The sequence below is a fragment of the Streptomyces sp. NPDC052012 genome (genome assembly GCF_040689265.1).
Taxonomy (GTDB): Bacteria; Actinomycetota; Actinomycetes; order Streptomycetales; family Streptomycetaceae; genus Streptomyces.
Window position 1 is genome coordinate 38,959 of the sequence record NZ_JBFAXA010000023.1, and the last position, 14,285, is coordinate 53,243.

Consider the following 14,285-nt stretch of genomic DNA (forward strand, 5'->3'; position numbering starts at 1 on the left):
TCCAGTACGAAGGCCGGGGTGGCACGCGGTGCCGCCCCGGCCTCGCCCGTGGTCCGCCTACAGCGGCATCGGGGCCATGTCGCACTCGATACGGCGGCGCTGACGGGCCGCCATGAGCCACGGGTGGTCGCTCCGCACCACGCGGGTGAATCCGTCCACCGCCGTGCGCTGCATCTCATCGGCCTCCGCGCCCCGGCCGAGCCCCCGCAGATCCAGTGCGAGGTTCGCCGTGCAGGCGAGGGTCAGCGGGTGCTCCGCGCCGGCGACCTCGGTGAGCCGCGGCAGATTGGCCGAGTCGATGGCGTGGGCCCGGTCGAAGTCCAGCTGCGCGTAAGCGGTGTTGGCCTGGCCGATGGCGACGGTCAGGGTGGTCACGTGCTCGGCGCCCAGGGTCTCGGTCAGCCGTCCGGCCGCCTCCTCCTCGAGCTCCTGGGCCCGGTCCAGGGCACCGAGCGCGCGCAGCGTGGCCGCCAGGTTGGCCTTCGTCATCAGCGTGTACGCGTGATCGTCGCCGAGCAGCGACGCGTAGCGCCGGGCGGTCTCCTCACCCTGTTCGCGGGACTTCTCCAGATCACCGGCGAGCCGGCGGTCGACGGAGAGGTTGATCGCGGTCGACAGCGAGTCGGCGTGCACGGGGCCGTAGCGGGCCATGAACCGCCGCAGCGTCTCCTCGGAGAGTTTCACGGCCTCGTCGAGCGCTCCGTCGCGGCGCCGGCAGACGGCGAGGTTGCGGGCGACACGCAGGGTGAGCGGATGCTCCTCGCCCATGGCGGTGCGGGCCCGCCGGTAGACGTCCTCCTGGAAGTCGCGGGCGCCCGGGTAGTCGCCGCTCTCGCGCATGTCGATGGCGAGGCCGTTGAGGGTGTTGAGGGTGAGGAAGCTCGCCGGGCCGAACATCAGCTCGCGCATCCGGGCGTTCTCCTGGTCCAGCGCCAGCGCCTCGCCGAACTGCCCGCACAGCCGCAGGTCGACCGCCCAGCTGTGGGTGGCGCGCAGCGTGATCGGGTCGTCCAGGCCGAGCAGGGAACGGGCCAGGTCGGTGGCCTCCTTGCCCAGGTCCCGCGCCTCGGTGAACCGGCCCTGGTAGCGACGGGCGTCGGCCATCTCGCACAGCGAGTCGATGAGGTCCTCGGGGCCGACGTCGTCGAGCCGCCGGGAGACCTCCAGGGCCTTCTCGCTCAGCGGGATCGCCTCGGCGATCTGGCCGATCTGGCGCAGGGTGAACGCCAGGTTCTTGGCGATGCGGATGACGTGGATGTCCTCCTCGCCGGAGGCGGCGAGCCAGGCGTTCCAGGCCTGGCGGGCGAGGTCGACGGCGCCCTCGTGGTCGCCCCAGTAGTACAGGAACAGCGCCGTGTCGTAGACCAGCTCGCGCACATAGGTGTCGGTGCTGGTCACCGCCTGGGAGGCGAGGATGTGCGGCAGCAGCGTCTGGTAGGAGCGCCATTCGAGCGACGAGGCGTAGTGGCCGGGCTTGGCCGCCGACAGCAGCTGGTGGGCCGCGTCGCGCATGCGTTCGCGCTGTTCGCGGTCGAGTTTGGCGAGGAGCACCGTCTGCAGCAGGCGGTGCATCTGCAGGGTGTCGGACCGGGGGTCGACCTTCACTAGGGAGAACTGGCTGAGGTCGCGCACCGCGCGGTTCAGCTTGATCGACTCGCGCAGCAGCGGGTCGACCTCGGGCGTGATGTTGACGCCCCGGCTGCCGCGCAGCATGGACCGCGGGATGGGCTCGGGGGCCATGCTGGCGCAGATGTCGAGCAGCTGCCGGGCGCCGGGGTTGTTCTCCCGGATCCGCTCCAGGGAGATGTCCCAGGCGGCGGCGACGGAGACCGGGTAGTCCGGGGCCGGGTCGAGTTCCAGGATCTCCGGGCTGCGCTGGGCGAGCAGGTCCAGGTACTCGTCCACGAGCATGCCGGTCACCGCGCGCCAGGCGCCCGCCTGCTCCACCGCGAGCGGCAGGTCGCCGAGGGCTTCGGCGAGCCGGTCGGCGTCCTCGTCGGAGAGGTCGGGCGAGCGCTTCTGGAGCAGCTCGATGGACTCCTCGCGGTCGAAGACGTTCACCGGCAGCGGCGTGGCGACCCGCTCCCAGGCCCGGTTCCGGGAGGTGACGATGACCTTTCCGGGCCCGTTGGTCGGGAAGTACTGGCGCACCGCCTCGACGTCCTCGGCGTTGTCGAAGACGAGCAGCCAGTTGTCGAACGGGTTTCCGGTGCGCAGGGCCTCCAGTACGGCGGGCACGGCGGTGTTGGCGGCCGGGGCGCCGAGGCTGTCCTGCCCGGTGGGCGCGACACCCAGCTGGGCGGCGAGCTGGGCCAGCGCGGCCAGGATGAGGCTCTCGCGCTCGGCGGGGATCCAGCAGATGACCCGGTAGTCGTGCTGGTGGGTGTAGATGTACTCGAGCGCCAGCTGGGACTTGCCGACACCGCCGAGGCCGTGCAGGGCGTGCGGCAGGACGGCCGCGGTGTCCTGGGCGCCGAGCTGCTCCTCCACGGCCCTCAGCAACGCCTGGCGGCCGACGAACGAGGTGTTCCTCAGCGGAACGTTCACCAGAAGGGCCGGCGTTGCGGTCGTGGTGCTCTGCATGAGCGGCTCAGCCTCCGGGGCTTCGTATGGGGTCTCGGTCACCGGGCTCGGCAAGGGATCTCCAGATGCGTCGGGAAGGTCGGACGCTGGATGACTGCCTGCTTGATCGTCGTGGGAGTCGCCGCCGTCCGGGTGGTTCACCCCTAGGTGTGGCGTCTCCGACAAACCGTCGTCCACCCGTTCGGCCCCGTCGGGCAGGTGCCTGGACGGGTCGGGCTGGATACGGTTCGCCCGTTCGGAGTACGGCCCGGACAGGGCGCGCATCACGGCGAGTTCGCTGCGCAGCCAGCCGGCCTCGGCGGGGTCGGGCAGCGTGGTGCCGACCGGGTCGCGCAGGGCGGCGCGCAGCGCGACACCGCGCTCACCGGCGGCCGGCAGTTCGCCCACCAGGCTGACGGTGCGGGCGAGTTGGGTGCGGGTGGTGGCGGCGAGCAGCGCCTCGCGGACGCCGTCGGCGAACTCGGGCCGGCCCTCGCCGCCGCTGTCCCAGTCGATGAGTCCGCCCATGAGGATCTCGGCGAGGTGGTCCGGGCCGGTCTCGGGCATGACCTTGCGCCGCAGCTGCTCCACGAGGTCGAAGTCGAAGGGAATGGCGGCCAGTTGGGTCGCGAGCCGGCGGGCGGCGGGCGTGGCGAGGGTGAAGAAGCGGCGCACGGCGGCGGCCGCGGCGCGCGGGAAGCGCGGGGCGCGCAGGCCGGGTGCGGGGGCGCCCTTGGTGAGGGTGCCGGCGAGGACGACGGGCAGGGAGCGGCGTACTCCGCGTTCGCCGATGACGAGGTCGGCCCAGGCGGCGATCGAGCCGGGCTTGAGGGAGAGCACCGGGACGGGCAGGGAGTCGTCGCCGGTCTCGGGCAGGGTGCGCATGGGGTCGGGGCCGCCGGGCGGTGCCCAGTGTCCGAGGGCGTCGTTGGGCGCACCGAAGCCGCCGGCCTCCAGGACCGCGGGGTGGGGGTAGAGGGAGCTGCGGTGGCGCAGGTGGGGCGGGAGCAGGTGGACGAGGGCGGTGGGGCCGGAGTGCGCGAGGCGGCCGAGGAGGGTGTCGGCGGCGGGGGCAGCCCAGCCGTGGGCGAGACCGTCGGTGACGACGAGGAAGACGCGTCCGCCGCGGCCGTCGATCAGCTCGGCAGGGTCGGCGACGGCGCCGCCGCTGGTCCAGTGCAGGGTGGGCAAGCCGGTGCGCGGCAGGACGACCCGGACGGTGCGCACGCTGCGGAAGGCGCCACTGTGTTCGGCGGCCTCGGCGAGCCGGGTGACCGTCTCCTCCCAGATCCGCATGGTGGGCGCGTCGTCGGCGAGCAGCACCAGGTCGAAGGCGGTGGTGCGGGCGGGCCGCAGGAACGGCATCCACAGACCGTCGGCGACGCCCTGCTCGGCGGTGGTCTCCTCGTCGAGTTCCAGCGTGTCGCGGGAGGACACGCGGCGCTGGAGCAGGTGCAGGGCGCGGGCGAGCTGGGCGGTGCGGCGTCCGGGGCCGTGCTGCGGCTGGTTGGCGTCGTCGGCGAGCAGCGGCCGGGCGAGGTGCAGGGTGGCGGTGCCCTCGGGGTCGGGTAACAGCCCGCCGTCCGCGGGCAGGGGTGCGGGGCCCGGGGAGCCGTCCATGATGTCGGCGACATCGGTGATGCCGGGGAGGCCGGCCGCGGACCGGCGCGGGCGGGCGTCGCCGCTTCCGTCGTGCGGCGGCCGGACGGGTTCCGTGCCGTCGGCCGGGTCCGGAGCGGCGGCCGGGGAGCGGTCGGCCGGGCCGGGAAAGTCGGCCGAATCCGCACCCGTCGACGGCTGGTCCGCGTCCGCGGGCCGGTCCTCGGGGAGGGCGGCAGCGGCTTTCCCCCGGTCGTCGCCGCGCGGGTGCGCAGGGCCGCCGTTGCGCTGCTGCCCGGCTCGGGGTCCGCCCGCGGCGGGGCCTCCGTGGCGGTCCCAGTACGCGGCGAGCCACACCGCGTCGGCGACCTCCTGCCAGCGCGGGACGTCCTGCGGGGCGGTATGGCCCAGGGCAGGAGCAAGGAGGCCTTGGTACTCGCTCGCGTACTCGACGGATTCGGGGAACGCCGACGGAGGCGACGACCCCGACTCGGGTCCGCCGCCGGATCCGGATGCGCGCTCCCTGGGAAAGCCGTTGTTCATTCAGCGGCCCTTCGCGAGGTCGCGGAGGAGCATTTCCACGAGCTTACGCCCGTTGCCGTCGACCTGGAAACCACCCATGGTAGTGATCTGGACAGCGTTGAGTAACTGGTCCAGGGAGTGCGTGCCGCCCGCGTGGACCCGCTGGAGGAACAGGTCCACCAGGTCCTCGGTGCCCTCGGGCCGCTCCCCCAGGTGCCGCTGCACCATGGCGAGCAGGCGTTCTCGGGTGGGCGTGCGCAGTTCGAGCGGCAGGCAGCGCCGGCGGAAGGCGGCCGGGAACTCCCGTTCCCCGTTGCTGGTGATCACCACGACCGGGAACTCCCGGCACTCGACCCGCCCTTGGCGCACCTCGGCCCGGACGCCGGGGTCGCTGGTGTGGACGCTCGCGGTGTCGGCGGCGTCGCGGACCAGCTCCGGGACGTCATAGCTTCCGTTCTCCAGGACGTGCAACAGGTCGTTCGGCAGGTCGATGTCGCTCTTGTCGAGCTCGTCGACAAGAAGCACCCGGGGACGATCGTAGGGCAGGAGGGCGGTGCCGAGGGGCCCGAGAGTGATGAAATCCCCTAGGAGAGGCGGAAGTTGACGTTCATTTAATACGCCGGCCACCTCGGGCTGCTCCGGGCCTGCCCCCCGCAGTCCCGCCTGCCAGGCCGCGATGGCCTGGGCGCGCCCCATGGCGTCGTGGTTGTACAGGCCGTCCTTCAGCGACGTACGGCTGACGATGTTCCACTCCAGGACCCGGCCGAGCCCGAGTTCCCGGGCGATCACATGGGCGAGGGTGGACTTGCCGACGCCGGGCGGGCCGGTGATCAGCAGTGGCCTGCGCAGCACCAGCGCGGCGTTGACGACGTCGATCTCCTCGGCGCCCAGCTGCGGGGTGACCTCGTCGGGGCCGAGGCGGCGCAGCGCCGCTTCCGGGTCGTCCGGCGGCGCGGGCTGGACCGGCTCGCCGCGGAACCGGCGCCAGGGCGGTGCCGGCGGCAGCCGCGGCGGGGTGCGGGGCGCCTGTCCGGTGGCGTGGAAGACCCGCCAGCCGTCCTGGGAAGGGGCGCCGGACGGGTGGGCGGTCGTGCCGGACGGAGATCCGGAAGGGGACGCCTGCTCCTCCTGCGCGGTCATGCCGGTGCCTCCTCGCTGGCGAGATCGCCGTCGTCGGTGTGGATGTCAACAAGTCGCGTCGGATCATCCCAGAACAGGGCAATGTGGCGCCCCAGCAGATCCGGACTGCGTTCGGGGTCCACGGCTTTCCTGCGCAGCCGGTGGATGGCCAGCGGGATCTGTGTGGCGAACGGTACGGAGGCGAACACCGCGGTGACGACCTCGCGCCGCTCCTCGGCGAACACGCCGCGGCGGTCCCATATGGCCAGCGCGATGCCCTCGGCGATGGCGGCCTTGAGCGCCTCGAGGGCGGGCGTGTCGGCGGGGGCGTCCAGGACCACGGCGGTGTGTCCGCTCTCCCCGGCGAGCGAGGTCTGCCAGGCGTCGAGCCGCTGGGCGTCGGCGGCGGTCCAGCCGTGCACGGTCACGCCGTGCCGGCGCAGCCGGCGCCAGCGTTCCTGCCACTGCCGCCTCACCAGCACGTCGTCGCTGCGCATCCGTTCGAGGCTGCGCAGATGCACGCCGTAGCGCAGGCCGAGCGGGAGCGGGCGGCCGTGGCCGACGCGGAAGGTCAGACCGGCGACGTCGTGATTGAGCAGGTCGTACGGCAGGACGAACTCCACGTACGTCGGCTGGTCACGGCCGGACGGGTCCGGTTCGGGCGGGGCGGACCACAGGCGGGCGCCCTGTCTCAGGGCCTGGTCGACGGCGTCGCCGAGGCCGTCCAGGGTGGTGGTGGCCGGTTCGCCGGGCTGGGGGTCCCAGTGGCCGGGGACGGTGTTGAGCCAGGGCCGTACGACGATGTCGCCGGTGCCGTCGCGGGCGGGTTCCACGGCGACGATCAGACAGCAGGGGATGTCCGGGTCGAAGTCCGTCGTGGGGCGGGCGGTGCGGCGCTCGGCCACCGCGGCGGTCAGGCCGGCGCGCTGGGCCCAGCCGTCGACCCATTTGGTCAGGGGGCTGCGCAGACCGGGCGTGGCGGCGAGGGAGGCCGCCACGTCGACCAGGATCACCCCCGGCGGTAACCCGTCCGGCTGGGCGTTCCACTCCAGCACGTGGGCGAACAACTGCTCGGGGGAGAGCCCGGCGGGCAGATAGAGGCCGTTGAGCTCGTCGGCCAGCCGGTCCCGCAGCCGGGCGGCGGACACCTCGCCCTTCGCGTCGGCGAGCAGACCACGCGCGGTGCCGGCGTCGTGGCGGGAGAGCGGACCGGGCGGGGTGTGGGCGGACGGCGGCGGGGCGGCGGCCGGGAGCAGCCGGTCGAGTTCGTCGGCCGGCGCGGCCCCTTCGAAGACCTCGACCACCCTCACCAGTACGCGTTCCCCGCCCGGCACGTTCAGCGCGGCGCGGGCCATGGCCACGGCGTCCTCACGCAGCCGCACACCGCGCACGTCGATCGTCCGGCCCAGCTGTTCACCGAGCACCGTGGCGAACTGCACGCGCCCCCGCGCGTCCTCCATGCAGCCCAGTTCGCACAGGGCAGCGGTGACCCGTAACAGCAGTTCCAGACCTTGCCCGGGCGGCACCCCGCCCTCGGGTCCGCCGAACCCCTCGCCGTTCTCCACCGACTGTCCCCCATGAGTCGGTTCGCCTGCCTGACCGACCTGCGAAGTTAGCACGGCAACTGACGGTTAACCAGGGACGAGTGAGGCCCGGAGGCATGAAGTCCGGCCGAGCGTCCCGCTGGAGGGGCACTCGGCCGGAATCATGCGCGTCCGTGGCCTACAACCGCGGGTCGACCGGCTCGGACTCCAGTGCGAGGACACCGAAGACCGCCTCGTGCACCCGCCACAGCGGTTCGCCCTCGGCGAGGCGGTCCAGCGCCTCCAGACCGAGCGCGTACTCGCGGATCGCGAGGGACCGCTTGTGGTTCAGGAACCGGCCGCGCAGCCGGGCCAGGTTCTCCGGGCGGGTGTACTCGGGCCCGTAGATGATCCGCAGGTACTCGCGGCCGCGGCACTTGATGCCGGGCTGCACCAGCCGGCCCTTGTCGTCCCTGACCAGCGCGCCGACCGGCTTGACGACCATGCCCTCGCCGCCGCGTCCGGTCATCTCCAGCCACCAGTCGGTACCGGCCCGCACCGACTCCGGGTCGGCGGTGTCGACGTAGAGGCGGCGGGTGGTCTGCAGCAGTCCGGTGCCGTCGTGCTCGACCAGGCGGTCGATCAGCGCGAGCTGCTCGTCGTGCGGCAGCGCGGCCAGGCTGCGGCCCTGGACGGCGAGGATCTGGAACGGGGCGAGCCGTACGCCGTCCAGGCCGTCGGTGGTCCAGCAGTAGCGCCGGTAGGCGTCGGTGAACGCGGCCGCCGCGTCGGCGCGTTCCCGCTGCCGGTCCAGCAGGTCCGTCACGTCCACGCCCCGGGCCGCCGCCGTCTCCAGGGCTGCCAGCGCGGGCGGGAAGGCAGCGCCGGACGCGGCGCCTACCGCGGCGTACTGCGAGCGCAGCAGCCCGGACGCCTTCAGCGACCAGGGCATCAACTCGGCGTCCAGCAGCAGCCAGTCGGTGGCGAGTTCGTCCCACAGCCCGGCCTCGCCGACCGCGGTGCGCAGCCGGCCGAGGATCTCCTCCGTGACGGAGTCGTCGTCGAAGAACGGGCGGCCGGTGCGGGTGTAGAGCGAACCGGTGGCGCCGTCCACCCCGAAGCGGCGTCGGGCGGCTTCCGCGTCCCGGCAGACCAGGGCCACCGCACGCGAGCCCATGTGCTTCTCCTCGCACACCACCCGAGCCACCCCGTCCGCCGCGTACTGGGCGAACGCCTCGACGGGGTGCTCCAGATAGCCGTCGAGGTGCGAGGTGGCCGTGGGTGCCATGGTCGGCGGGAGGTACGGCAGCAGGCGCGGGTCGATGGCGAAGCGGCTCATCACCTCCAGCGCGGCGGCGGCGTTCTCCTCACGGACCGCGATCCGCCCCTGGTGGCGGGTCTCCACGACCCGGCGGCCGTGCACGTCGGCGAGGTCCAGCGGGCGTCCCTCGTGCCCGCCGGGGGCCTCGGTGCGCAGCGGCTTCACCGGTTCGTACCAGACCCGCTCGGCCGGTACGTCGACGATCTCCCGCTCCGGCCAGCGCAGCGCGGTCAGCTTGCCGCCGAAAACGGCGCCGGTGTCCAGGCAGATGGTGTTGTTCAGCCAGGTCGCCTCCGGGACCGGGGTGTGGCCGTAGACGACGGCCGCCCGGCCGCGGTAGTCCTCGGCCCACGGGTAGCGCACGGGCAGCCCGAACTCGTCGGTCTCGCCGGTGGTGTCGCCGTACAGGGCGTGGCTGCGCACCCGGCCGGAGGTGCGGCCGTGGTACTTCTCCGGCAGACCGGCGTGGCACACCACCAGCCGCCCGCCGTCGAGGACGTAGTGGCTGACCAGGCCGTCGATGAACTCCCGTACCTCGGCGCGGAACTCCTCGCTCTCGCCCTCCATCTGCGCGACGGTCTCGGCGAGTCCGTGGGTGTGCTGGACCTTGCGGCCCTTGAGGTAGCGGCCGAACTTGTTCTCGTGGTTGCCGGGCACGCACAGGGCGTTGCCCGACTTGACCATGGCCATCACGCGGCGCAGCACACCGGGGCTGTCCGGGCCGCGGTCGACGAGGTCGCCGACGAACACGGCCGTGCGGCCCTCGGGGTGCACCCCGTCGACGTAGCCCAGCTTGCCGAGCAGTGACTCCAGTTCGGCGGAGCAGCCGTGGATGTCGCCGATGATGTCGAACGGGCCGGTGAGGTGGGTGAGGTCGTTGAACCGCTTCTCGGTGACGATCGTGGCGTGCTCGATCTCCTCGACGCCGCGCAGCACGTGCACCTTGCGGAAGCCCTCGCGCTCCAGGTGCCGCAGCGAGCGGCGCAGTTCGCGGGTGTGGCGCTGGATGACCCGGCGGGGCATGTCGGCGCGGTCGGTGCGGGCGGCGTTGCGCTCGGCGCACACCTCCTCGGGGACGTCGAGCACGATGGCTATGGGCAGTACGTCGTGCTGCCGGGCCAGGTCGATCAGCTGACGCCGGGCGTCGGACTGGACGCTGGTGGCGTCGACGACCGTGCGGCGCCCGGCGGCGAGGCGCTTGCCGGCGATGTAGTGCAGGACGTCGAAGGCGTCCCGGGTGGCGCTCTGGTCGTTCTCGTCGTCGGAGACCAGGCCTCGGCAGAAGTCGGAGGATATGACCTCGGTGGGCTTGAAGTGGCGTCGGGCGAAGGTGGACTTGCCGGAGCCGGAGGCGCCGACGAGCACCACGAGGGAGAGGTCGGTGACGGGCAGGACCCGCCCCGCGGTCGTCTCGGTCATGCGGCCTTCGCCTCCTTCGCGGTCTCGATCGTGAACACGGCCATCTGGGTGGGCGGTCCGACCTCGGGGTCGTCCGGCCCGACGGGGGCGAACTCCACGCGGTAGCCGTGCCGTTCGGCCACCGCCTCGGCCCAGGCGCGGAACTCGGCGCGGGTCCACTCGAAGCGGTGGTCGCCGTGCCGGACGTGGCCGGCCGGCAGGCTCTCCCAGCGCACGTTGTACTCGACGTTCGGGGTGGTCACGAGGACCGTGCGGGGGCGGGCGGCGCCGAACACGGCGTACTCCAGGGCGGGCAGCCGCGGCAGGTCGAGGTGCTCGATCACCTCGCTGAGCACGGCCGCGTCGTAGCCCTTGAGCCGGCGGTCGGTGTACGCGAGGGAGCCCTGGAACAGTGTGACGCGGGACGCCTGCCGCTCCCCCATGCGGTCCAGCTTGAGCCGCCGGGAGGCGATGGTGAGCGCGCGCATCGACACATCGACGCCCACGATCTCGGTGAACGCCGGGTCACGCAGCAGCTCCTGCACCAACTGCCCCTGTCCGCAGCCGAGATCGAGCACCCGGGCGGCACCGGCGGCGCGCAGGGCGGCCACGACGGCGTCCCGCCGCTGCACGGCGAGCGGGGCCGGCTTCTCCTCGGTCTCGCTCTCCGCCTCGACGGCGTTGTCGATCTCGTCGACCTCGCTGTCGTCCGCCTCGGCCAGCCGGACCAGCTCCAGCCGCTCCATCGCCGCGCGGGTCAGGGACCAGCGGCGGGAGAGATACCGGCTGGTGATCAGCTTCTGCTCCGGGTGCGCGGGGAGCCAGCCCTCACCGGCCCGCAGCAGCTTGTCCACCTCGTCGGCCGAGACCCAGTAGTGCTTGGTGTCGTCGAGGACCGGGAGCAGCACGTAGAGGTGGCGCAGGGCCTCGGCGAGGGTGAGGGTGCCGGCTTCGAGGGCGAGCCGCACGTAGCGGGAGTCGCCCCACTCGGGGAAGTCGCTGTCCAGCGCGACCGGCTGGGCGTCGACCGTCCAGCCGAGCGGTTCGAAGAGCTTGCGTACGAGGTCGGGGCCGCCTCGGGCGGGCAGCGCGGGCACCTCGACGCGCAGCGGACGCGGCTGTGCGGGCAGCTCCGGTCGGGCGGCGCACACACCGCGCATGGCGCTGGAGAAGACGTTGCTCAGCGCGACGGCGAGGAGGGAGGAGGCCGCGTACGGGCGGTCGTTGACGTACTGCGCGAGCGCGGCGTCGGGCGCGCCGCCGCGGCCCTTGCCCTTGCCGCGCCGGACCAGTGCCACCGCGTCCACCTCCAGCAGCAGCGCCACCGTGCAGCGTTCGGCGCCGGCCTCGGGGTAGAAGACCTGCGCCGTGCCGTAGGAGGTCGAGAACGCCTGCGCTTTCCCGGGATGCTTGTGCAGCAGGAAGCCGAGGTCGGTCGCGGGGCGTTCGGGGACGCCGGTGGTACTGATGGTCAGGAACACGGTGGTTACACCTCGAAACACCTTCTGAACTGCGGGTACACGCGGGTATCCGGCGCGCCTGGTCACCGTACAGGCACGGTGGGCGGGTATCTCCGGGATTTTTCCGGCGGCTTCGAGGAACCGGGACGGCGCCGTGTCAGTGCGCCGCCGACGACGGCAGCTGGGCCGGGCTCACCAGCTCGCCCAGCACCTCGGTCATGAACCGCACGAGCCACCGCTGGGCCGGGCTGCGCGAGGACTCGTGGCGGGCGTACAGGGCGACCTCGATCGGGTCGGTCTCGAACGGCAGCCGCACCAGGCGCACCCGGTGGGAGGCGGTGAACACCTCCCCGACGTACTCGGGGACGATCGCGATCAGGTCGGTCTGCTCCAGCAGATAGGGCAGCATCGAGAAGCGGGTGGCGTCCACGGCGACCCGCTCGAGCAGCCCGTGCGCGGCCAGCACGGCCCGCGGCGTGACGTGCCCGCTCGGTCCGAAGACGGTCGCGTGGTGCTCGGCGGCCAGGTCGCACAGCGTGACCGCGTCGCCCCGGATGCGCGGATGGTCGGCGGCGATCATGAGGACGTAGCGCTCCTGGAAGAGCGGGATGCGCACGGTGCGGTGCGAGGTGATCACCGGGGTGGCCACGAACGCGTCGAGGTCACCCCGGCGCAGCTGGCTCTCGGCGTCCTCGACGTCGAACGGCCGGACGGTGAAGGACACCCCGGGTGCCCGGTCGCGGGCCGCGGCGAGCAGCCTCGGCAGCAGCGTCGCCTCGCCGAGGTCGGACAGGGCGATGGTGAAGCGGCCCGACATGGTCTCGGGGTCGAAGACGTCGGCCTGCCGGACCGTCACGTCGATGTCCGCCAGGGCGCGCTGCAGCGGCTCGTACAGCCGCCGGGCACCGGCCGTCGGGGTCAGACCGCGCCCGTTGCGGCGGAACAGCTCGTCGTCGAAGTGCCGGCGGAGCTTGGCCAGGCTGTAGCTGACGGTCGGCTGGGTGACGTGGAGCGTCTCGGCGGTGGCCGTGACGCTCCCCGTCTCGTACAGCAGGACGAAGACGCGGGCCAGGTTGAGGTCGAAGGTGCCCATATCGACGGACTCTATATCGGGGCACCGAAACATCTATTGGTGCCCATGTCGCAGGGTTCCTTAGCGTGTCGCGCATCACGTCGAAAGGAACGTCCTTGCCCTCCGTGCGTCGCGTCTCCCACGAGTTCCTGGAGCGTCAGGGCCTCACCACCGTCTTCGGCAACCCCGGCTCCAACGAGCTGCCGTTCCTCGCCGAACTGCCCGACAGCTTCCGTTATGTCCTCGGTCTGCACGAGGGCGCGGTCGTCGGCATGGCCGACGGGTTCGCCCAGGCGACCGGCCGCCCGGTGCTGGTCAACCTGCACGCCGCCTCGGGCTCCGGCAACGCGATGGGGGCGCTGACGAACGCGGTGGCCTCCCGCACTCCGCTGGTGGTGGTGGCCGGTCAGCAGGTGCGGTCCGCGATCGGCCCGGAGGCGAACCTGGCCAACGTGGACGCTGCGGCGCTGATGAAGCCGCTGGTGGGCTGGGCGGCGGAGCCGGCGTGCGCCGGAGACGTGCCGCGTGCCCTCGCCCAGGCCGTCTTCGAGGCGCGTCTGCAGCGGCGGCCGACGTATCTGTCCGTCCCGTACGACGACTGGGCCGCCGAGGCCGACGACAACAGCCTGGCCGTACTCGACCGGGACGTACGGCGCGCGTCCGTGCCCGACGCCGGGCAGGGCCGCCGACTCGCCGAACAGGTGGCGGCGGCCCGGCGGCCCGCGCTCGTCCTGGGCGGCGACATCGACGCGGCCGGCCTGTTCGACGACGCGGTGCGGCTGGCGGAGCGCCTGGGCTGCCCGGTGTGGGCGGCCCCGTCGCAGTTCCGGCTGCCCTTCCCCAACCGGCACCCGCTGTTCCGCGGGGTGCTGCCCGCCGGGATCGCGCCGGTCTCCCGGGCCTTCGAGGGCCACGACCTGGTGCTGGTGCTCGGCGCCCCCGTGTTCCGGTACCACGAGTACCTCCCCGGCCGGTATCTGCCCGAGGGCACGCGGCTCGTCCAGGTCACCGAGGACGCCTCGGCCGCGGCACGGGCGCCCATGGGCGAGGCGCTGGTCGCCGACCCAGGGGCGGTGATCGACCTGCTGCTGACGTCGCTCGGCGGACCCGGCGCACCGGCCGGCCCGTATGCGCCGGCCCCCGAGCCGCACACCGCCGAGGGACGGGCACTGCACCCCGAGCAGGTGTTCGCCGCGCTGCGCGACGAGCTGCCCGGCGACACCGCGTACGTCGTCGAGTCGACCTCGACCAACGCCGCCTGGTGGCGCCAGATGGATCTGCGCCGGCCCGGCTCCTACTACTTCCCCGCCGCGGGCGGACTCGGCTTCGGGCTGCCCGGCGCGGTCGGCGTGGCGATGGCGCAGCCCGACCGGCCCGTCGTCGGCGTGATCGGCGACGGTTCGGCCAACTACGGCATCACCGCCCTGTGGACGGCCGCCCAGCACCGGGTGCCGCTGACCGTCGTGCTGCTGCGCAACGGCACCTACGGGGCGCTGCGCTGGTTCGGCGGCCTGCTCGGCGTGCCGGACGCACCTGGCCTGGACATCCCCGGCATGGACTTCACCCGGATCGCGGAGGGCTACGGCGTCCGGGCCCGGCACGTCGGCGACGCCGAGGAGTTGCGCGCCGCGTTCGCCGAGACGCCGGACCATCCCCGTCTCCTCCAGGTGGACACGGCGCTCACCACGCCCTCCTGACCACCCTCCGCA

At 73.1% G+C, this 14,285-nt stretch carries 7 protein-coding genes; 1 reads left to right on the forward strand and 6 read right to left on the reverse strand.

Translation table 11 applies throughout. The annotated features are described in order from the left end of the window. Positions 1-57: 57 nt before the first annotated feature. The 6 genes from fxsT to AB0412_RS28620 all read right to left on the reverse strand — a co-directional run bounded on the left by fxsT (position 58) and on the right by AB0412_RS28620 (position 12,597). Positions 58-4,704 (reverse strand): FxSxx-COOH system tetratricopeptide repeat protein, encoded by a 4,647-nt coding sequence (gene fxsT / locus AB0412_RS28595; protein ID WP_366405477.1) that lies wholly within the window; start codon positions 4,702-4,704, stop codon positions 58-60. Further along, positions 4,705-5,823, reverse strand: coding sequence for a MoxR family ATPase (locus tag AB0412_RS28600; RefSeq protein WP_366405478.1), 1,119 nt, complete (start codon positions 5,821-5,823; stop codon positions 4,705-4,707). Next, positions 5,820-7,367 carry a hypothetical protein gene (locus AB0412_RS28605; RefSeq protein ID WP_366405479.1) on the reverse strand — a complete coding sequence of 516 codons (1,548 nt, stop codon included), beginning with the start codon at positions 7,365-7,367 and terminating at the stop codon, positions 5,820-5,822. The genes AB0412_RS28600 and AB0412_RS28605 overlap by 4 nt, the downstream gene beginning before the upstream one ends. A 157-nt stretch (positions 7,368-7,524) precedes the next feature. Continuing rightward, positions 7,525-10,065 (reverse strand): polynucleotide kinase-phosphatase, encoded by a 2,541-nt coding sequence (locus tag AB0412_RS28610; RefSeq protein ID WP_366405480.1) that lies wholly within the window; start codon positions 10,063-10,065, stop codon positions 7,525-7,527. After that, positions 10,062-11,525, reverse strand: a complete 1,464-nt coding sequence (locus AB0412_RS28615) for a 3' terminal RNA ribose 2'-O-methyltransferase Hen1 (RefSeq protein WP_366405481.1) — start codon at positions 11,523-11,525, stop codon at positions 10,062-10,064. Before AB0412_RS28615 ends, AB0412_RS28610 begins: the two co-directional genes overlap by 4 nt. Before the next feature lie 136 nt (positions 11,526-11,661). Next, a complete protein-coding gene (locus tag AB0412_RS28620) occupies positions 11,662-12,597 on the reverse strand; it encodes a LysR family transcriptional regulator (RefSeq protein WP_366405482.1) in 936 nt (311 codons plus the stop codon). 95 nt (positions 12,598-12,692) lie between these two features. Between AB0412_RS28620 and mdlC the strand changes: the two genes are divergently transcribed. Then, positions 12,693-14,273 carry a benzoylformate decarboxylase gene (gene mdlC, locus AB0412_RS28625; protein WP_366405483.1) on the forward strand — a complete coding sequence of 527 codons (1,581 nt, stop codon included), beginning with the start codon at positions 12,693-12,695 and terminating at the stop codon, positions 14,271-14,273. The last annotated feature ends 12 nt before the right edge of the window (positions 14,274-14,285 follow it).

Coding starts and splice junctions, on each gene's coding strand:
- AB0412_RS28620 (WP_366405482.1), bottom strand. CDS start 12,597: ATGGGCACCTTCGACCTCAACCTGGCCCGCGTCTTCGTCCTGCTGTAC.
- AB0412_RS28600 (WP_366405478.1), bottom strand. CDS start 5,823: ATGACCGCGCAGGAGGAGCAGGCGTCCCCTTCCGGATCTCCGTCCGGC.
- AB0412_RS28610 (WP_366405480.1), bottom strand. CDS start 10,065: ATGACCGAGACGACCGCGGGGCGGGTCCTGCCCGTCACCGACCTCTCC.
- fxsT (WP_366405477.1), bottom strand. CDS start 4,704: ATGAACAACGGCTTTCCCAGGGAGCGCGCATCCGGATCCGGCGGCGGA.